Annotated in this window: 18 protein-coding genes; 8 read left to right on the plus strand and 10 right to left on the minus strand. The window is 64.4% G+C overall.

Annotated elements, in window-relative coordinates:
* Positions 1-53 precede the first annotated feature (53 nt).
* The 6 genes from FHS78_RS07030 to FHS78_RS07055 form a co-directional block, all read right to left on the minus strand.
* Positions 54-1,172 carry a flagellin N-terminal helical domain-containing protein gene (locus FHS78_RS07030; RefSeq protein WP_167092371.1) on the minus strand — a complete coding sequence of 373 codons (1,119 nt, stop codon included), beginning with the start codon at positions 1,170-1,172 and terminating at the stop codon, positions 54-56.
* 168 nt (positions 1,173-1,340) lie between these two features.
* A complete protein-coding gene (locus FHS78_RS07035; protein WP_167092374.1) occupies positions 1,341-2,537 on the minus strand; it encodes a flagellin N-terminal helical domain-containing protein in 1,197 nt (398 codons plus the stop codon).
* Positions 2,538-2,835: 298 nt separating this feature from the next.
* The gene (locus tag FHS78_RS07040) at positions 2,836-4,479 is read right to left on the minus strand and encodes a tetratricopeptide repeat protein (protein WP_167092377.1); all 1,644 of its coding nucleotides are present in this window, start codon (positions 4,477-4,479) and stop codon (positions 2,836-2,838) included.
* A gap of 107 nt (positions 4,480-4,586) precedes the next feature.
* A complete protein-coding gene (locus FHS78_RS07045) occupies positions 4,587-5,051 on the minus strand; it encodes a hypothetical protein (protein ID WP_167092380.1) in 465 nt (154 codons plus the stop codon).
* Positions 5,048-5,386 carry a rod-binding protein gene (locus FHS78_RS07050; RefSeq protein ID WP_167092383.1) on the minus strand — a complete coding sequence of 113 codons (339 nt, stop codon included), beginning with the start codon at positions 5,384-5,386 and terminating at the stop codon, positions 5,048-5,050. The genes FHS78_RS07045 and FHS78_RS07050 overlap by 4 nt, the downstream gene beginning before the upstream one ends.
* Positions 5,386-6,522 (minus strand): flagellar basal body P-ring protein FlgI, encoded by a 1,137-nt coding sequence (locus tag FHS78_RS07055; protein ID WP_167092386.1) that lies wholly within the window; start codon positions 6,520-6,522, stop codon positions 5,386-5,388. Before FHS78_RS07055 ends, FHS78_RS07050 begins: the two co-directional genes overlap by 1 nt.
* A 280-nt stretch (positions 6,523-6,802) precedes the next feature.
* Between FHS78_RS07055 and FHS78_RS07060 the strand changes: the two genes are divergently transcribed.
* Both FHS78_RS07060 and dksA read left to right on the plus strand, forming a co-directional pair.
* On the plus strand, positions 6,803-7,243 hold the full coding sequence (locus FHS78_RS07060; RefSeq protein WP_167092389.1) for a flagellar assembly protein FliX: 441 nt from the start codon (positions 6,803-6,805) through the stop codon (positions 7,241-7,243).
* Positions 7,244-7,416: 173 nt separating this feature from the next.
* Positions 7,417-7,833, plus strand: a complete 417-nt coding sequence (gene dksA / locus FHS78_RS07065) for an RNA polymerase-binding protein DksA (protein ID WP_167092392.1) — start codon at positions 7,417-7,419, stop codon at positions 7,831-7,833.
* A gap of 145 nt (positions 7,834-7,978) precedes the next feature.
* Here the strand turns inward: dksA and flgH are convergent, their stop codons facing one another.
* From flgH to flgF, 4 genes are read right to left on the minus strand one after another with little or no spacing between them, the layout of a single operon-like run.
* On the minus strand, positions 7,979-8,731 hold the full coding sequence (gene flgH, locus FHS78_RS07070) for a flagellar basal body L-ring protein FlgH (RefSeq protein ID WP_167092395.1): 753 nt from the start codon (positions 8,729-8,731) through the stop codon (positions 7,979-7,981).
* A gap of 47 nt (positions 8,732-8,778) precedes the next feature.
* A complete protein-coding gene (gene flgA / locus FHS78_RS07075; protein ID WP_167092398.1) occupies positions 8,779-9,777 on the minus strand; it encodes a flagellar basal body P-ring formation chaperone FlgA in 999 nt (332 codons plus the stop codon).
* A gap of 12 nt (positions 9,778-9,789) precedes the next feature.
* Positions 9,790-10,575 (minus strand): flagellar basal-body rod protein FlgG, encoded by a 786-nt coding sequence (flgG, locus tag FHS78_RS07080; RefSeq protein WP_167092399.1) that lies wholly within the window; start codon positions 10,573-10,575, stop codon positions 9,790-9,792.
* 38 nt (positions 10,576-10,613) lie between these two features.
* Positions 10,614-11,345 (minus strand): flagellar basal-body rod protein FlgF, encoded by a 732-nt coding sequence (gene flgF / locus FHS78_RS07085; protein WP_167092402.1) that lies wholly within the window; start codon positions 11,343-11,345, stop codon positions 10,614-10,616.
* 330 nt (positions 11,346-11,675) lie between these two features.
* Here flgF and FHS78_RS07090 point away from each other — a divergent pair, with 330 nt between their 5' ends.
* The 6 genes from FHS78_RS07090 to zigA all read left to right on the plus strand — a co-directional run bounded on the left by FHS78_RS07090 (position 11,676) and on the right by zigA (position 19,589).
* The gene (locus FHS78_RS07090) at positions 11,676-12,173 is read left to right on the plus strand and encodes a flagellar basal body-associated FliL family protein (protein ID WP_167092405.1); all 498 of its coding nucleotides are present in this window, start codon (positions 11,676-11,678) and stop codon (positions 12,171-12,173) included.
* A gap of 15 nt (positions 12,174-12,188) precedes the next feature.
* The gene (gene fliM / locus FHS78_RS07095; RefSeq protein WP_167092408.1) at positions 12,189-13,304 is read left to right on the plus strand and encodes a flagellar motor switch protein FliM; all 1,116 of its coding nucleotides are present in this window, start codon (positions 12,189-12,191) and stop codon (positions 13,302-13,304) included.
* Positions 13,301-13,807 carry a DUF6468 domain-containing protein gene (locus tag FHS78_RS07100; RefSeq protein ID WP_167092411.1) on the plus strand — a complete coding sequence of 169 codons (507 nt, stop codon included), beginning with the start codon at positions 13,301-13,303 and terminating at the stop codon, positions 13,805-13,807. The genes fliM and FHS78_RS07100 overlap by 4 nt, the downstream gene beginning before the upstream one ends.
* 23 nt (positions 13,808-13,830) lie before the next feature.
* Entirely contained in the window at positions 13,831-14,601 is a 771-nt protein-coding gene (locus FHS78_RS07105) for a MotE family protein (RefSeq protein ID WP_167092414.1), read from the plus strand.
* 145 nt (positions 14,602-14,746) lie between these two features.
* Entirely contained in the window at positions 14,747-18,244 is a 3,498-nt protein-coding gene (locus tag FHS78_RS07110) for a hypothetical protein (protein ID WP_167092417.1), read from the plus strand.
* Between the two features lie 118 nt (positions 18,245-18,362).
* Complete coding sequence (zigA, locus tag FHS78_RS07115; RefSeq protein WP_167092420.1) at positions 18,363-19,589, plus strand: zinc metallochaperone GTPase ZigA; 1,227 nt, start codon at positions 18,363-18,365, stop codon at positions 19,587-19,589.
* Positions 19,590-19,620 lie beyond the last annotated feature (31 nt).

Consider the following 19,620-nt stretch of genomic DNA (forward strand, 5'->3'; position numbering starts at 1 on the left):
CCGTCCAATACTCGATACGGTACTCTGTACTAAAACCGTTTCCCGGTCTCTCCTTAGCGCAGGAAGGAGAGCACGGCCTGGTCGGCCTGGTTGGCCAGCGACAGCGAGGTCGTGGACAGCGACTGGCGGGTCTGCAGGGCCAGCATGTTCGCACCTTCCTCGTTGGTGTCGGCAAGCGTCAGGTCGCCGGCACCGGAGTCCAGGATGTTGATCATGTTGTTCGTGAAGTCCTGCCGGTTCTGCACGACCGAGAGGTTGCCACCGAAGGTCGAGGACTGCGCGCGGAGCGTGTTCGTCGCCGAGTTCAGTTCCGCAACGGCCGTCGCAACCTTGGAGTCGGTCGAGAAGTCGGCCGAGTTGATGCCGAGGCCCGTCGAGCTGTAGCTCACGCCCGTGATGTCGAGCTTGGACGAACCGTCCTCGTTGAACTTCACGGTCAGGTTGTCGCCATTGAGCAGGTTGACGCCATTGAAGCTGGCATCGGTCGCCAACTGGTCGATCTGCGTGCGCAGGCTGTTGTAGTCCGTCTCGTAGGTCGCGCGGGCTTCCTCCAGCGTTTCGCCATTGTCGGAGCTGTCGGAGTTGATGCCCAGCGTCGTGGCGGCCGCCGCGCCGAAGGAGAGGTCTTCGCCGCTCGCGAGCGAGAAGCCCAGCGTGCCGTCGCCATTGTCGGTGACCGTGAGGCCGGAGACGCCGGCACCGTCGATCTCGGCCTTGAGATCGGCCGCGCTGGTGACGTCCGAGGAAATGGTGACCGTCGCCGCCGTCGAGCCGCCGACGATGATGTCGAGCGCTTCATTGGCACCCGCCGACGTGCTGAAGTCGTTCGCGGAGACCGTCGAAGAGGTCAGCGTCGTTGCCGTCGCCTTGGCCTGAAGGGCCTGGTTGGCGGTGGACTTGGCCTGGTCGACCAGCTTCTGGATCGAGGTGAGGCCCTGGTCAGCCGATTTCAGAGTCTGAACGGCGAGCTTCGTGGAGTCCTGAAGGGCCGTCAGGTCGGAGGCGCGGTTGGACAGGCCCTGAGCCGTGAAGAACGACTGCGGGTTGTCGAGAGCGCTGTTGACCTTCTTACCGGTGGACAGACGCGAAGACGTCTGAGCCATCAGGTCGGCCGTGTTCTGGAGGGAGAGGAGGTTCTGACGAACCGAAGCAGAAAGAGCAATACCACCCATTTTAGATTTCCTTTCCTAGGAATGATCGTCAAAAGCTCGTCCTGAGCTTTGAATGGACGTTAGGGGCGGGCCTCTTAAGAGCCGGTAAACAGAACGGCGATTTCAGTCTCGGCAACAAAAAAGCGGGGCACCGGGCCCCGCTTTGTTTTCGTCGTGGTAACCGTCGGGTTAACCGAAGAGGCGCAGCACACCCTGTTCGGCCTGGTTGGCCAGCGAGAGCGCCGTGGTGCCCAGTTGCTGGCGCGTCTGAAGGGCGAGCAGCTTGGCGCCTTCTTCATTGGTGTCGGCCAGCGTGAGGTTGGAGGCGCCGGTCTGCAACGTGTCCACGAGGTTCTTGGTGAAGTCCTGGCGGATTTCGACCACGCCCAGATTGCCGCCGAAGGTGGAGGCCTGTTGGCGCAGCACATCGGTGGTGGAGTTGAGGCCGTTGATGAGGGCGGTGATGTTGCTGTCGGTCTCGAATTCGTGGTTGCCGTCCGTTGCACCGACCGAGGCGATGTTCAGAAGGCCGTCCGGGGTCAGCTCGACGCCCTCGATGTCCATCTTGCTGCTCTGGTCTTCATTGAAGAAGACGCTCAGCAGATCGCCCTTGAGCAGGTTGACGCCCTTGTAGCTCGCATCGTCCGCCAATTGCTGGATCTGCTCGCGCAGATTGTTGAAGTCTCTTTCGTACTTGTCGCGGTTCACGCCGTTGGACGAGGAGGTCTTCGTGCCGAGCAGTTTGGAAAGCGCGGTGTTGTCGGCGGAGTCCGTCGTGACGGTTACCGCGCGGCCCGAGGCGGCTTCCAGATGAAGCTGGCCGTCCTCGATGGAGGCGGTGACGCCTTCGCCCGTGAGATCGCCGCCCGCATCGTTGTTGATCGCATCGACAAGCGATTTGACGTCGCTGGAGGCGGTAATGGCGAAGTCGAAAGTCTTTTCGCCGACCGTGAGCGTGATCGTCTCGCCCGAGGTGAAGCCGCGGGAGGTGTCGGTCAGCGTGTTGGTCGCGCCGGAGGCCGTGGTGCCGGTGCCGACGACTTCGGTGGACGCCTTGCCGGTCAGCGTGGTCGCGCTGATCTTGGTTTCCAGCGCCTGGTTCGCCGTCGCCTTCAGGCTCTCCACGAGTTTCTGGATCGATGTGATGCCCTGGTCGGCGGCCTTCAGCGTCTGAATGGACTGCCCCATGCTATCGAGCAGGGTGTTCAGATCGGAAGCGCGGTTATTGAGGCCCTGCGCCGTAAAGTAGGCGGTCGGGTTGTCAATCGCGCTATTCACCTTCAGGCCGGTCGAGAGACGAAGGTTCGTCTCCGAAAGCATCTTCTGCGTGTTCTGCATGCTGAGCAGATTGGAGCGGATCGCCCCGGAAAGAACCACATCAGCCATTGTCATCTACCTCTAGGGTTTTGCCGGCTCGTCGTATCATCACGGCACAGCGGCTATACTCGGAATTAATGCTTAATTCAGCGTAAACGGATCGGGATCATTCCTTCTCCGCTGTGGCTTCTCACGCTTCCGAGCGCCAGATTCCACGCCGCGTCACTTCTGGCATGCTATATCGCACAAGCCGTGCCATAGAATTTTTATCAATAAAAACAGTGGGTTGGTTGTTTTCCGCCGGGGCGGGGCAGGCAATTGATGCGCGGCCCGCGGCAAAGTTTGCCGGTCGGCAGGCAGGAAATGCTCAGCCGATCAGGCGCCCGGCGGCTTCCTTGCGGAATTGGGCGACCAGCGCCTCGCGGTCCCAGAAGGGCGCCTGCGGGTAGACGGCAAGGGAGGGATACCAGGGCAGGGACCCGGTGCCGAGCTGGTTGGCGTTCTCGATGGGGGCGAAGACGAGGGCGGGCGCCCCCAGCGCGCCGGCCATTTCGGTCGCCGCGTTCCACGACCCGACCGTGAGATCGAGTTCGCACAGAAGCGCGGCCACGCCCTCCAGATCGTCATGGGTGTCGAGGCCCGGCATTTCATGGATCGTGATGCCGAGTTCCCGCCGGGCTTCGGCGAGTTCCTCTTCAGGTCCGGAATATTGAAGGCTGACGAAATCGAACCGCTCGTCATCCAGGAAGGGCTTCCAGTCGGACAGGCGGGTGGCATAGAGGTCGCGCAGCGCGTTCGATATGCCGGAGCGCCAGGTAATGCCGATTTTTGGGCGCGGGCCCAGCGAGGAGAGCCAGTCGCGCGCGCGGGCCCGTTTTTCCGGGCAGGCGACGAGCCTTGGCGGATTTTTCGGGAAAGCGTCGAGGCCGCGGCGAAGATGGATGGACGGCATGGCGGCCGGCGCGGTCAGGTCGAAATCGATCTCGCCGTAATTGTCGAAGCCGGAGGCCAGTCGCGTTTCGGCGCGGACCGTCGCGCCGGGCCAGGTGCGCCGATAGAGCGGCACCACGCGCGGATCGGTTTCGATGATGACGTGGCCGGCGCGCTCCACAATGTCGTGATAGACGGTCGAAAAGCGGAAATCGTCGCCCAGCCCCTGCTCGCGCCAGAGGAAAATCGTCTTGCCGGCGAGGTCTTCGTCTTTCCAGATCAGGCCGGGAAAGGGGCGCAGCGGCGTGCGCACGCCGGATTCGAAGCCGTAGCCGTAAAGATCCCACCCGTTCTCGATGTCGCCGGTGGCGAGCAGGGCGAGGGCGAGGTTCCAGAGAATTTTGGCATTGCGGGGCGAGAGGGAAAGCGCCTGCCGGTAAAGCTGGATCGCATCCGCCGTGCGGCCCGAGTTCTGAAGCATCGAGCCCAGATTGACGGCGGCCTGGACCAGGTCCGGCTTCAGCATCAGGGCGCGGCGATAGCAGGCTTCCGCTTCCTCGAACATGGCGGCATTGGCCAGATAGCGACCGAGATTGCTGTAGGCCTCGGCATTGTCGGGAAACATCTCGATGACTTCGGAGACGAGATCGACGGCAGCTTGCGTTTCGCCGCGCTCGTCGAGGAGCGAGGCGAGGTTGATCCGCGCGGAGGCGATCCGCGGCTCCTTGCGCATCAGTTTGCGGTAAATCTCTTCCGCGCGTTTCTTTTCGCCGCATTCCGCAAAGGCGATTGCGATGTCGAACTGCCGGGCCAGATCCTGCCCGGCACGGCGGGACGCCTTTTCGAGGTGTTTGCAGGCTTCTTCGGTGTCGTCGAGCAGGGCCAGGGCCTGCGCCATGACGAGGCGCGCCCGATGCGTGTCGGGCTTTTCCTTGAGGACGGCGTCGAGATGTTGGATGGCGGTCAGCGGATCGCAGGCCTTTACCGCCTCGGCGGCCAGGTCCAGCTTTTGCCGGAGGTCGGTCGCCCCGGAGGACGCCACCGGATCCGTCGCGATTTCAATTTCGATTTCGAACGCCATGCCCACCCTCGTTCATTCCGGCCGACGCCGGTGCCCAAACCAGATGCCCAAACCCGATGAAAATGGCCGAAACTTGGTTAGCGCATGGTTAAGGGCGGGGCCGGGCCTCAGGCGCGCTCGTCGAAGGCGATGGAGTTGTCGCGCGCGCGCGTCCGGCGGATCGCGGCATTGTCGCCATATCCGCCCGACGGCGCCTTCTGGCGGTTGACCGCTTCGGCCACCGCGTGGATCAGGCGGTCGGAGACCGATTTGGTGGCGAGCAGGGTCTCTTCGTTCCGGCGCATCGTCTCGTCGAGATCGTGCATGGCCGCCTTCAGCTCGTTGATCTTTTCCGACGGCGCCCGGTCGATAAGCGCGGCGCGTTGGCGCACCGCCTGGCTGTCCATGGCGTAGTCGTTGGCGACGCGGATCTTTTCGGCCTGCAATTCGCCCAGCGCACCGATCTTGCGGGCCTGAAGGGCTTCGGTTTCGCGGGTCAGGATCGCGGTGAGGCTCGTCGTCAGGCGGAGCAGGCGCTCGGCAAGTTCGGCAGGCGGCAGTTGCTCGGCGGGAATGCGGCGCTCGGCGCTCATTGGTGTTGCTCCTGAAGCTTGATGATTTCCGAATAGACGGTGTCGGCAAGGCCGATGCCGCCGGATCTGGTCATTTCCTGGCCGTACTGGTCGACCAGCAGGGAACGGAACATTTCCTCGCCCTGTCCGCCGCCGAAGGTCTCGTCCGTTTTCAGGCCCTTGAACATCGATTGGAACATGGAGGAGAGGAACTGGGACTCGAAATCCTGCGCGGCGGCCCAGGCCTTGGGATCCTTGCCGTCCGGCGCGTTCTGGCTCGCGGCCTGGTGGCGCGAACCGGCGACCTGCATGAAGGCGGGCTGGAAGGCGCCGGAGGAGAGGGCGGTCATGTCCATCACATCACCTCGATTTCGGCCTGCAGCGCGCCGGCGGATTTGATCGCCTGCAGAATGGTGATCATGTCGCGCGGGCTGACGCCCAGCGCATTGAGCCCGTCCACCAGTTCGGCCAGCGAGATCGAGCCGTCGAGAATGCCGAGCTTGCGGTCGGCCTGCTCGTCGACCTGCACGTCGGTGCGCGGCACGACGACGGTGCGGCCATTATTGGCGAAGGGGTTGGGCTGGCTGACCTGCGGGGTTTCCTGCACGGAGATCGTCAGATTGCCCTGGGCGATGGCCACGCGGCTGACGCGCACGTCCTGACCCATCACGATGACGCCGGAACTTTCGTCGATGACGACGCGGGCCGGGGCATCGGGTTCGACGCGGAGCTGCTCGATCTCGGTCAGCAGGCCGACCACGTCGTCGCTGAATTTCGGCGGGATCCTGAGATCGATGGTGGTGGGATTGTCGGCCTTGGCGGCGTCGCCGCCGAGATAGGCGTTGATGGCGGAGGAGACGCGGCGGGCCGTCGTCAGGTCCGGATTGCGCAGCGCCAGACGCAGCGTCTTCAGGTCGGAAAGCTTGAAGGCGATCTCTTTTTCGACGATCGCGCCATTGGCGATGCGGCCATTGGTGGGGACGCCGCGCACCACGGAGGCGGCCTGACCCTGCGCGGCGAAACCGCCGGTGGCCAGCGAGCCCTGTGCGACGGCATAGACCTGGCCGTCGGCGCCCATGAGCGGGGTGACGAGCAGGACGCCGCCCTGCAGATTGGTGGCATCGCCAAGCGCGCTCACCGTGACGTCGATGCGGGTGCCCTGGGGCGCGAAGGCCGGCAGGTTCGCCGAGACCATGACGGCGGCCACATTATCCGTCTTGAGCGCCGTGCCGCGCGTGTTGACGCCCAGCCTTTCGAGCATGCCGATCAGGCTTTGCTGGGTGAAGGGGGCGTTGCGCAGCGTGTCGCCGGTGCCGTTCAGGCCGACGACGAGGCCGTAGCCGACCAGCATATTGTCGCGAATACCTTCCACATCGACGATATCCTTGATGCGCGAGGCGCCTTGCGCCGGCGTGACGACCAGCGTCAGCAGGCAGGCAAGCGCGGTCAGCGCGGCTGCGATACGGTCGAAAGAAGAAAAGATGCGGAACATGAGATGGGGTACTCGTTTTTCGCCAGCGATCCTGCCTCTGTCTAGCGAATGCCGTGCCAAAGCCGAACGGACCGGCCGGGCCGGTGTAACCCTTTGATTTCATTCGATTCCGGTGCGGGCCGGCCGGCGGGCGGCGGCGGCTTTCCGGTGCCGGGCGGCAGGGCTTTCCGGCTTCGGGCGGCAAAAACTGCCGGGAGCGGGACGGGATTTAACCCCGCCTTAAGCCTCGCGACCCATTCTCCATAGTCTGAAAGCGCATGGGTGAGCGCAGTTGGGGGCCATGATGAAAATCGGGCAGACAAAGAGCACATCGGGAACGCAGGGCAAACGGTCCGCCGGGTCGGCGGGGACGGGCGCGGCGTCCGGCTTTACCATCGGCGAAACGGGAACGGCCCGTGCGAGCGCGGGCCTGAGCGCGCCGGCTTCCATCGGCGCGGTCGATGCGCTGCTGGCGCTACAGGGCGCCGAGGCGGCCGAGGATGCGCTGGGCGCGCCGCGCCGCGCCATGGAACGCGCCGAAGACATGCTCGATATTCTGGATCAGGTGAAGATCGACCTGTTGTCGGGCGAGGTGCCGGTCAACCGGCTGACCCGTCTTCTGGGCGTGGTGGGCCGCAAAAAGGGCCGGGTGGCCGATCCCGGTCTTCAGGATCTTCTCGACCAGATCGAGCTTCGGGCAAGGGTGGAACTGGCGAAATTCGGCAATTTTCCGGAGAACTGAGCGGATTCTGCCTGCTTTTTAGGCAAATCGGCCTTCAGCCAAGTCATTGCCAGTACTGGATTTTCACCGATATTTCATGCGCGGAATCGCGTCGGCGCAGTTGAGAATCGTGGGTTGTCTCCATATACTCCGCCGCGCTTGGTTAGGGCTCGTTTGAGGGAGTGACCGTCGGTATGGCAGTGCGTTTACCCAAAGGCTATGCGCCATCGGACGATGAGCCGTTTATGAACAAACGGCAGAAAGAATATTTCCGTCTCAAGCTGGAGAAGTGGAAAGACGACATCCTGAAGGAAAACCGCGAAACGCTGCAGCACCTTCAGGACGATTCTTCCAACCATCCGGATATTGCGGATCGCGCATCGAGCGAGACCGAACGGTCGCTCGAGCTGCGCACGCGCGACCGGCAGCGCAAGCTGATCTCCAAGATCGACGCGGCGCTGCGCCGGCTGGAGGACGGAACCTATGGCTATTGCGAGGAGACGGGAGAACCGATCAGCCTGAAGCGGCTGGACGCGCGCCCCATCGCCACGCTGTCGATCGAGGCGCAGGAACGCCATGAGCGCCGCGAAAAGGTTTATCGCGACGACTGATCGCGTTTGAGCGAACCGGATGAAAAGAACGCGGCCCCTCCTCACGGGGGGCCGCGTTTTTTGTTGGGTCGAGTTGTTGGGACCCGTGAGTCCGGAGACTGTCGCCCTGGATCCCGGCAGAAGGCCGGGGTGACATTCAGAATTTTCAGAACGGCATCAGGATGTCGTAGAGCTGCTGGCCGTAGCGGGGCTGCTGCACATCGGTGATCTGGCCGCGGCCGCCATAGGAAATCCGGGCCTCGGCGATCTGGGTATGTTCGATGGTGTTGGTGTTGGAGATGTCCTCCGGCCGCACCACGCCCTGAACGGTCAGTTCGCGCACTTCATTGTTCACGCGCACTTCTTGACGGCCCGCGATGACGAGATTGCCGTTGGGCAGCGTCTGGGTCACGACTGCGGCGATGGTCAGCGCGATCGATTCCTGACGGTTGACGGAACCGGTGCCGGTGCTGGAGCTGGTGCTGCCCGCGCCGACGAGATTGGTCGGGTCCACCGCGTCGGGCAGGACGTGGCTCAGATTGCTTTCCAGCCCGAAGAAATTGCTGAGATTGGCGTCTTCTGAATTGTCGCGGCTGCGCTTGGAGGTGTTGTCCACCTTGGCGCTGTCGGCAATGTCGATCTTCACCGTCAGGATATCGCCTTCGCGGCTGGCACGCTGATCGCGGAAGAAGGCGCGGGAGCCGGAGCGCCAGAGCGAGTTGGGCTCGTAGACGATCCTTTCGGGCTGCGGCATGGGCATGCCGACGCGCCGGTTCGCATCACCGGACAGGCCGGCGCCGACCGGGGCCAGCGCGGGGGCCTGGCCGATATTCTCGATGCGGTCCACGGCGCTGCAGCCGGCAAGCAGGGCGCCGGACAGGACGAAGGCGGAGAGGTTGAAAAGAGAACGCGGGATCATGGAAACTGCCTTTGCTTTGATGTCTCTGCCGGATGCGAAATCGCGGATCAGCCGTTGCGCGGCCCGGCGCCCAGCGAGGCTTGGGCGGGGGAGGCGGCGTCGATGCTGATCGTGTTGGGCGCGGACACCGTGCCTTCGATCGTGCGGTTGGAACGGATATTCATGATACGGACGACATCGCCGATGGCGCCGTCTTCAAGGGCGCGGCCGCGCGCGGTCAGCGTGAGCGCGCCGGTCTTGTAGATGACGTCTACCTGCGCGCCCTTGCTGACGAGGACGGGCGGTTCCATGTCGGACAGGCGCAGCGGCTCGCCCGCGCGCACCGGACGGCGCGGCGACATGCCCCGGAGCTGGGTTTCGGAGCCGATGATGTTGCCGGCGACGCGGCTGGCGGGGAGCTTTACCCACTGGATGTCGCGGGCCTTCACCACATCGCCGGGCGTCATGTCGCGCGACAGCACGGGCACGTCGCGCACCGGATAGGCGCGGCCCGACACGCGGCGCAGCGGCGCGAGTGCATCGTCGGCGGGGGCGCGGAGGGCGGCGGCGAAGGTGCCGTTGCGGTTGTTCCAGGCAAGCTGTTCGACCTTCACCGTCAGGGGCGCGCCGTCCGCGACCTGAATGCCGGCAAGGCCTTGCGCGAAATCCACCTGGAGGGAAGAGGGATCGCTGAGGGAGGGCGAACGCGCCGTCACGGCATCGGCGATGGCGGCGGCGATGTCGGTTTCGGGTACCTGAACGCCCGCGCGGGCGATGACGACATGGGTCAGGCCGGCGTGATTGTGCCAGTCGATACCGCTGCGCCGCGCGGCCAGCGAGATGCGCGAGACGGAAAGCTGGCCGGCAAGGCCGGGGGCGGGTGCCTGGGCGATGACGACATTGGCGGCACGGCCCGCATCGTCGAAGAGGTCGCCCAGCGTCACCACATCCTGCGACACGGTGACGGCGGGATGCAGCTCGGCGGCGGCAAGCGGCGCGGCGGCGGACGCGGCGAACACAAGGCCGAGAGCGACGATGCGACAGGAGGCGAGGAGAGCGCGGATCATCGGTACCGTTCCTTACTTCACGTTCGAGGTGACGGACATCATCTCGTCCGAGGCGGAGATGATCTTGGCGTTCATCTCATAGGCGCGCTGGGCGGTGATGAGCGAGGTGATTTCGTTCACCGCGTTCACATTCGAGGTTTCGAGGAAGCGCTGCTGAAGCGAGCCGAAGCCGGTATCGTCGGGATTGCCGAGCGTCGCGGCGCCGCTTGCGGTGGTTTCCTGAAAGAGGTTGTTGCCCATCGGGTCGAGGCCGGACTCGTTCTGGAAGGTGGCGAGTTCCAGCGTGCCGACGATCTGCGCGTCGGTCTGGCCGGGGATCTTGGCCTGGACCTGTCCGTCGGCGGAAATGGTGACGTCGGTCGCATCCTGGGGAATGGTGATGCCGGGGGCCACGGTGTAGCCGTCGGCGGTCACGATCTGCCCGTCGGGCGAAAGCTGGAAGGAGCCCGCGCGGGTATAGGCGTCTTCGCCGCTGGGAAGCTGCACGTGGAAGAAGCCCCGGCCCTGGATGGCGATGTCGAGATCGTTGCCGGTGTTTTCGTAGCCGCCCTGCGACATGATGCGGTAGACGGAGCCCGTCTTCACGCCGAGACCGACCTGAATGCCGGCGGGCACCACCGTGCCGCTGTCCGACGAGTTGGTGCCGACGCGGCGCAGGTTCTGATAGAGCAGATCCTGGAACTCGGCGCGCTGACGCTTGAAGCCCGTGGTGCTCATATTGGCGATGTTGTTCGAGATGACCTCGACGTTGAGCTGCTGGGCCATCATGCCGGTGGCGGCGATGCTGAGGGACTGCATGTTCTAGATCCTCTTTCTCAAAAATCCGCGGCGGCGCTTCAGGCGGCCTGGCCGAGTTTGGAAATGGCGTCGCGGCGCATCCGGTCGGCGCTGTCGACGAGTTTCTGGGCGCTCGCATAGGAGCGGGTGACGTCGATCATGTTCGTCATCTGGAGGATGGCGTTGACATTGGAGCCTTCCAGCGCGCCCTGCACGACATGCGGCTTTTCGACGGGCACTTCCGGCTGGTCGGTGGTGTAGAGCGTGCCGCCCGCCGCCTTCAGCAGGCGCTCATTGTCGAATTCGACGAGGCCGAGCGTGCCGCGCTGGCCCTGATCGGTCGAAATCGTGCCGTCGCGGGCGATGGCGATGTCCTGCTCGTCGGGACGGAAGGTGACGACCGAGCCGTTGTCGTCGAGTACGGGGTTTCCTGAGACATCGACGAGGCGGCCCTGCGCGTCGAGCGAGAAGTGGCCGTTGCGGGTGTAGCGGATGCCCGCATCCGTCTGGACCTTGAAATAGCCCTTGCCGGCAATGGCGACGTCCATCGGGTTGCCCGTCGGTTCGAGCTTGCCGTCGGCCAGGTTGCGGTTGAGGCCGATGTCCTGGACGAAGGAGAGCGACTTGTCCGGGCTGTCCTCGGAGGCGACCGGCATGACGTATTCGTCGAACAGCATGGATTCCGACTTGTAGCCATTGGTGTTCATGTTCGCGAGGTTGTTCGCGATGATGGCCATGTTGCGTTGCATGGCCATCTGTCTCGACAATCCGATGAGCAGTGCGTTTTCCATGGTGCAGTCGTCCTGGGTGGCTGTCCGGTTTGCGCTGTGATCCCGGGTTTGCTTGTGCAGGCGCTGTGCCAGATAAATATTTCAATGAAAACAGTGGGTTGGCGTTTCCACGACGGCGGCGTTATTTGCTTGTGGAAGGCTTTACCCGGCAAAAACTGCCGCTTTTTCCGGCGCGCCTATATAAGGATTCGCGCGCATGTGTACGCGCAATCATTAAGGGATCTTCCGGTTACAACCCTTCGTTAACGAAACTCCACGATGATCGGTTTGTCATGAAGCACATGTCCCGGGCAGGACGTTTCATGACGCGGGCAAACAAGAGGTGGGGCTATGACCGCGACAGATGTCGATCCGTCCACGGATGTGGGTGACGTCTCCGATTCTTCTGAAAAGAAGTCGGGACCCAACAAGCTCGTGCTTGTCGGGGGGCTCGTTGCGGTGTTGCTCGTCGTCGGAGGCGCCGGAGCCTGGTTCACGGGCATGCTGGGGGGCTCCGGCGCCCCGACGGAAGAGCAGGCGGCTGTTGCGCCCGTCTTCTACGACCTTCCCGATTTTCTCTCCAATCTGAGCGGTCCGCCGCCGCAGCGCTATCTGAAGATGCGGGTGTCGCTGCAACTGGAAAACCCCGAAGCGAGCAAGATCGTCGATCAGCAGCTTCCCCGGGTTCTGGACGGCTTTCAGACCTATCTCAGGCAGCTCCGCCCCGAAGACCTCGAAGGGTCGGCGGCGATGATGCGCCTGAAGGAAGAGCTTCTGCGGCGCCTGAATCTGGCGATTCAGCCGCCCGTGGTCAAAGACATCCTGTTCAAGGAAATCATCGTTCAGTAAGCGGACCGAATTCTCATGGCCGACGCCGACCTGCAAGACAAGACTAGCGAAGCCCCGGGCGAGACGCCGGAGGCCGCCGAGGGCACGTCCGAGCGCGTGCTCAACCAGGACGAAATCGACAATCTTCTCGGCTTCGAGGTCGAGGAGGAAGAAGCCGACGAGCGCACGGGCATTCAGGCCATCGTCAATTCGGCGCTGGTTTCCTATGAGCGCCTGCCGATGCTGGAGATCGTGTTCGACCGGCTGGTCCGGCTGATGACGGTCTCGCTCAGAAACTTCACCTCCGACAATGTGGAGGTCTCGCTCGACAATGTGTCGTCGATCCGTTTCGGCGATTATCTCAATTCGATCCCGCTGCCGGCGATCCTCGGCGTGTTCCGCGCCCGGGAGTGGGACAATTTCGGCATGTTCACGGTCGATTCCAACCTGATCTATTCGGTGGTCGACGTGCTGCTGGGCGGACGCCGCGGCACCGCGGCCATGCGGATCGAGGGGCGTCCCTATACGACCATCGAACTCAATCTCGTGCAGCGCATGATCGAGGTCGTGCTGCAGGACGTGCAGGCGGCCTTCGAGCCGCTGTCGCCGATCACGATGGAACTCGACCGGATGGAAACCAATCCGCGGTTTGCCGCGATTGCGCGTCCGGCCAATGCGGCCATTCTGGTCAAGCTGCGCGTGGACATGGAAGACCGGGGCGGGCGCATGGAAATGCTGCTGCCCTATGCGACGCTCGAACCCATCCGCGAATTGCTGCTGCAGATGTATATGGGCGAGAAGTTCGGCCGCGACAGCATCTGGGAAGAACATCTGGCGACCGAACTCTGGTCGACCAAGGTGCAGCTCGACGCGGTGCTCGACGAGCAGCGCATGTCGCTGCGCGACGTGATGAAGTTCGAGGTCGGGCAGACGCTTCTGCTCAACAACACGCCGGACGGTTTCGTCGACATGCGATGCGGCGAAGCGGTGATCGGGCGCGGACATATGGGCCGCGTCGGCAACCGGATCGCCGTGAATATCGAAAAGGCGATGCGCAAGCGGGCGCAGGCCGCGGTTTCGGCTCCGGAAAAAGCCGAAGACCTTCAACCTGGCGCCGCGCCGGAGCGGCCCGAGGCGGAGACGAAAGAATGAATAGCGTACCTGCGGGACTGCTGCTTGAAGGCGTCGTTTGCGTGTTTCTCGTCGCAACGATCGGTTATTGCTGGCTGCTGAACAAAAGGCTGCAGGCGCTGCGGTCGGGCCAGGACGGGCTGCGCGATCTCATCCGGGACCTGAACAAGGCGACGGGACAGGCGGCGAACGCGATCAACGAGCTGAAGGCGGCGAATGCCGAAGCCGGCGCGGCGCTGAACGGACGCCTGAGAGATGCGCGGGAACTGGCCGACGAGCTGGCGCTGATGGTGAATTCGGGGAATTCGATTGCCGACAGGCTGGGGCGGAGCATCGAGCAGCGTCATGCCGCCGCGCCCGCGCCGAAACCCGCCGCCGGCCCGCGACAGCAGGCGCCGCAACAGGCCCCGAGGCAGCAGGCTGCGCCGCAGCGCCGGGACGGCGCACAGGCCGCCGCGCCCGCCCCGCAACGTGTCCAGCGCCAGCCGCATCCGCTTGTCGATGCCGTGCGCGGCAAACGCTAAGAGCGCTTTGAGGAATTTGTTTCATGCTTGACCGGCTTCGACTTCTGCCCATGGTGATGGTGGCCGCGGCGCTTCTGCTGGGGCTGAAAGTCATCGATATCGGCGAGCAACTGACCGGCGGTCCGGGCGGACGGTTCGACTATGTGTCGCCGGCCGTTGCGTCGGCGCCGGAAAAGGATGTCGCGGAAGACGCGGAGAAGGACACGGCGGAAGACGCCGATACCAAGGCCGCGGAGGCCGGGGACGATCCGGCGGGCGATAGCGTGGTCGCGAATGCTCCAGCCGGTGCGACGGGGATCGACGGCGGTGCGAACGATCTTTCCAAATCGGAGATCGCGGTGCTCGAAAGCCTGTCGAAGCGGCGCGAGGAGCTGGCGCGGCGCGCCAAGGCGCTCGACATGCGCGAACAGCTTGTCGGCGCGGCGGAAAAGCGCCTTCAGGATCGCGTGGACGAACTGAAGCAGATCCAGGCCGATATCGACAGAACCATCGAGCGGAAGGACGAGCGGTCCGAAGAGCGTCTGGCCTCGGTCGTGAAAATGTATGAGAGCATGAAGCCGAAGGATGCGGCGCGGATTTTCGAGCGGCTGGATATGGGCGTGCTGCTCGATGTGGTGAAGCGCATGTCGCCGCGCAAGATGGCGAGCGTTCTCTCGCAGATGGACCCGGTGGCGGCGCAGGAACTGACTGTGGAACTGGCGACGGGCGAAAACCTGCCCGACATCAAGGGCGGGGGCATGCCGCCGCGCACGCTGCCGGCGGCATCGGTTGCGCCGGTGAATTCCAGCTCGTGACGGACCGACGGCGGGGATGAGGCGTCGCGCTTAAAGAGGGCTTAACCGTAAGCGGCTAGCCTTCAGGACTGGGTATTTTCAAACGCTTCGCCCATGGACGAGCAAAGCCGGGGCGGGCAGGGCGAGTGGATCGGGTGGGAAGCGCGTGACCGGCATCCGGTATTTCTGGAACGTGGCGAACGGGGCAGGGTGGCGAACCGCGATGGCGGCCGCCCTCATCGTGACGCTGTCGCTCGCGTCGAGCATCGCCCGCGCCGCCGAAACGCCGCGCCTGTCGCTCAAGGAGGAAGACGGCTTTGGCCGGATGATCTTCACCTTCAAGGGCGAGGTGCCGGCCTATACGCAAAAAACGGTGGCGGGCGTGCTGGTGCTCACTTTCGAGCGGCCGGTGAGCGTCGGTCTCAAGACATTCGCCCGGGAAATGCCGCGCTATGTGGCGCAGGCCCGCGAGGACGCCGCCGGCAAGACGCTGCGCCTGGCGCTGACCACCGATTTCTGGGTCAATATGCGCGTTGCCGAACGCTCTCTTTATGTCGATCTCATTCCGCCGCAATGGACAGGCCCGGCACCGGACCTGCCAAAGGACGTGCTGGCGCGCCTGGCGGCGGCGGAAAAGGCGAAGCAGGAAGCCGAAGCCGCGCGGAAGGCGGCGGCCAAGGCCGGTATCGACGTGCCGACCGCGCCCGCGCCGACGCTGCGCGTGCGCGCGGTACATGCCAATGCGATGACGCGGCTGGTGTTCGACTGGAACCAGCCGGTTCTCTACGCGCTGGCGCGACGCGGCAACCGGGTGACGCTTACTTTCGACCGGGATGCGGAGGTGGATCTTGCGCCCCTGCGCGTGAACCGGCCGCCTTATCTGAAGGATATCGAGGCCACCAAGCATCAGGGCAAGCTCGTCGTGCAGCTGACGGTGGCGGACAAGGCCAAAGTGCGCGATTTCCGGGAAGAGCTGAGCATCGTGCTCGACATAGAGGGCGATCATCCCGCCGCGTCGGCGGTGACGGATACGACCGGAACGACGGCGCCCGACGCCGCGCTGTCGCATGAGGCGGCGGGCGGCGTTGCGAAAGACGGCGCGGCGAAGGTTGGGGCGTCCGCGCCGGAACGGGATCGCGCAGATGGCGAGGCCGGGCAGGCGAGGGCGGACCGTCAAGGCGGGGCGGAGGTTTCCTCTCGTACCGACGGGGCCCGGGCCGACGACATGCCGCTGCCGAAAGAAGGTTTGCGGGCCGCCGATGGCGAGGTGACGGTGACGCTCGATGCGGGGCCGGAAACAAGCGATCTCATTTTTTCTTGGCCGGAAGAAGTCGGCGCGGCCGTTTTCGAATGGGCGGGCGATCTGTGGGTGGTTTTCGACCGGAAGGCCGATTTCGACCTTTCGTCGCTGCCGGCGGATGGCGGGGCGCGCATCGGGAAATGGCGCGCCGTGGCGCTGCCGAAAGGCGCGGCCTTTGCCGCGAAGCTGAACGGCCCCATGCTCATCGGCGCCAATGCGGAAGGGCGCGACTGGCGGATCAGCATTGGCGAGACGCTGACCAGCGCGGGCGGCGCCGTTTCGGTGTCGCGAAGCTGGCAGGATGACGGCCGGGGCGTGGTGACGCTGGGACTTGCCGCCGCGGACCGGGTGATCCGCATTACCGACCCGCTGACAAGGCAGAAGGCGATTGCCGTGACGGCGCGGGCGCCGGTGCAGGGCGTTCAGACGCCGCGCAGCTTTATCGAGTTCCGGATTCTGCAATCGGTGCAGGGCGTGGGCGTGGTGCCCATTGCCGACGATGTGAATGTGGCCGTGGCGCCGCAATCGGTGGTGGTGTCGCGCAAGAACGGGCTGACGCTGTCGGCGGATATGCCGGTGGACCGGGGCGGGCGCATGGCGCGGGCCGAGGGCGAGGACGGCGGCACGGCCGGGCGTTCCCTGCCGGGGCGCATGGACCTCGAAGAATGGGCCAAGACGCCCGCGGAAGCCGGGAGCGGCTTCACGGCGGGACGGCAATATTACCAGAGCCGCATTGCGCGCGCGGGCTTTACCGATGGGGGCGCGGCCTGGCTCGACTATGCGCGCTATCTGGTCGGGAACGGGTTGGGGCAGGAGGCGCTGGCGGCTCTCGCATCGGCGGTCGCGGCCGAGCCGTCCTTCATCAACACCGCTTCCTACCGGGCATTGCGCGGCGCGGCGGGCGTGCTGGCGCGGCATTATGCCGAGGCGATCGACGATCTCAACGGGCACGGGCTCGACAGCGACCCCTATGCGGCGGGCTGGCGCGGCGCGGCCCGGGCGCGGCGCGGCGAATGGGAAAGAGCGCGCAGCGAATTCGCGCTGGCGGGCGACACGGTGGACGGTCTCGGGCCGGAGACGGCCCTCGGTTTCCGGATCGACGCGGCGGTGGCGGGGCTGGAGACCGGCGATCTCGATTTCGCCCGGCGCATGGTGCGCGCCATGCCCGATGCCGGCGGTGACGGGAAGATGGCGGCCCGGACGCTTGTCGTTCAGGCGCGGCTTGCCGAAGCGCAGGGCCGGGTCGACGATGCGAAGATCCTCTATGCCGATGCCGACGAAACCGGCTATCCGCCGGTGCGGGCCGAAGCGCGGTTCCGGATTTCCGATCTGAAACATCGCAGCGGCGAAATGGACGACGCGGCCTTTGCCGACGAGCTTGAAAAGCTGCGCATGGCGTGGCGCGGCGGCGAGCTGGAGCTTTCGGTGTTGCGGGCGCTGGCGGATATCCGTCTGCGCCAGGGCAATATTCAGGCGGCGCTGGAGCTGATGCGGACGGTGTCGCTCAACTTTCCCAACAGCGATGCCGCGCATGTGCTGGCCGGGCGGATGTCGGATGTGTTCGCGAATTATTTCATTTCGGGCGGCGGCCAGGACATGTCGCCGGTGAAGGCGCTCGCCTTCTATTACAGTTTCCGGCAGCTGACGCCGGTGGGGCAGAAGGGCGACGAGATGATCCGCCACCTGGCCGACCGGCTGGTGGAGGTGGACCTGCTGCCGCAGGCGGCGCAATTGCTCGACTACCAGATCGAGAAGCGCCTTCATGGCGGGGTGGCCAAGGCGCAGGTCGCCGCGCGGCTGGCAGGCATCTATCTGCTTGACCAGAAGCCGAAGGCCGCGCTCAGAGTGCTGCGCGATACGCGGCAGGTGCAGCTTCCCGCCGCGCTGCAGGAACAGCGCCGTCTTCTGGAAGCCCGCACGTTGGCCGACCTGCATCAATACGACAATGCGCTCGACCTGCTGGCGCAGATGCGGGACCGGAAAGCGGTTCTGCTACGCTGCGACGTGCTGTGGGATTCCGCGCGCTGGCCCGAAGCGGGCGCGGCGCTGGAAGCGCAGCTCGGCGATAGCTGGAAGAGCGACGGCGCACTGGACGGGGAAACCCGCTTCGAGGTGATGCGGACCGCGATCGCCTATTCCATGGCGCAGGACGAGGAGGGGCTCGGGCGGCTGCGCAAGAAATTCGGCAAGAAGATGCAGCAAAGCCCGGATGCGAGCGCGTTTGCCGCCGTGTCCGACCCCATCGGGGCGGGCAATGGCGGGGTCTTCCGCGATACGGTGCGCCGCATCGCCTCGGTGAACACGCTCGACAAGTTCATTGCCTCGTTGGGCAAGGACAAGATGTCGGATATGGCGCTGAACTAGCGGTTTCCTTTCAGGTCACAAACGGCGGATTTTTCTTCCTCTTGCGTGCGGCCCCTGTTTCATGATTGTTATGTTATAATGTAACAAAATGTTCCGGCTCACGTTTCAGGAGGCTCCCATGTCCGCGCAGAAACTTCCCGTTACCGTCCTGTCAGGATTTCTGGGGGCGGGGAAGACGACACTCCTCAACAATATCCTGAACAATCGCGAAGGCCGCCGCATCGCGGTGATCGTGAACGATATGAGCGAAGTGAATATCGACGCCGATCTCGTGCGCGCGGGCGACGCGGCCTTTACGCGGTCGGAAGAGCAACTGGTGGAAATGACCAATGGCTGCATCTGCTGCACCCTGCGCGACGACCTGCTGAAAGAGGTGCGCGACCTCGCGGAGGAGGGCCGCTTCGATTATCTCGTGATCGAGTCCACCGGGATCTCGGAACCGCTCCCCGTGGCCGCCACATTCGATTTTCGCGACGAAGAAGGCGAGAGCCTCGGAGATGTGGCGGCACTCGATACGATGGTGACCGTGGTCGATGCGGCGAACCTGCTGAAGGATTATTCCTCGACCGACTTTCTCGGGGATCGCGGCGAAAGCCTCGGCGAGGGGGATGACCGCTCGCTGGTGGGCCTGCTGGTCGAGCAGATCGAATTCGCCAATGTGATCGTTCTCAACAAGGTGGACGAGACGACGCCGGAGGATCTCGATATTGCGCGCGGCATCATCCGGTCGCTCAATGCGGATGCGAAAATCATCGAGACCAATTTTTCGCGCGTGGCCCTCGATGAGGTGATCGATACGGGACTTTTCGACTTCGACGAGGCCCAGCGGCATCCGCTCTGGTACAAGGAATTGCTGGGCTTTGCCGACCATGTGCCGGAGACCGAGGAATATGGCATTCGCAGTTTCGTCTATCGTGCGCGGCGACCTTTCCACCCGGAGACGTTCCACGCATTTCTGAACAAGAGCTGGCCGGGCGTGGTGCGCGCCAAGGGGCATTTCTGGCTGGCGACGCGGCCCGAATGGGTGGGCGAGGTCAGCCAGGCGGGGGCGCTTGTGCGCAATGAAGCCATCGGTTTCTGGTGGGACGCGCTGCCGCGCGAGCGCTGGCCGGAAAATCCCGAATGGCGGACCGAGTTGCGCAAACACTGGCACAAGGTCTGGGGGGATCGGCGGCAGGAGATCGTGTTCATCGGGCGCGATATGGACGAGGCGTGGATCAGGGCGGAACTCGATGCCTGCCTTCTCGGAACCGACAGGAAAGCGCGTTTCGACTGGAAGGCCTGGTCGGAGCTTCGAGATCCATTCCCGGTCTGGCGGAGCGATGTGCTGGCCGAGGACGCATAAAAAAAGCCGGGCATGACGCCCGGCTTTTTCG

This window comes from Parvibaculum indicum (assembly GCF_011762095.1).
In the GTDB taxonomy this organism is placed as follows: Bacteria; Pseudomonadota; Alphaproteobacteria; order Parvibaculales; family Parvibaculaceae; genus Parvibaculum; species Parvibaculum indicum.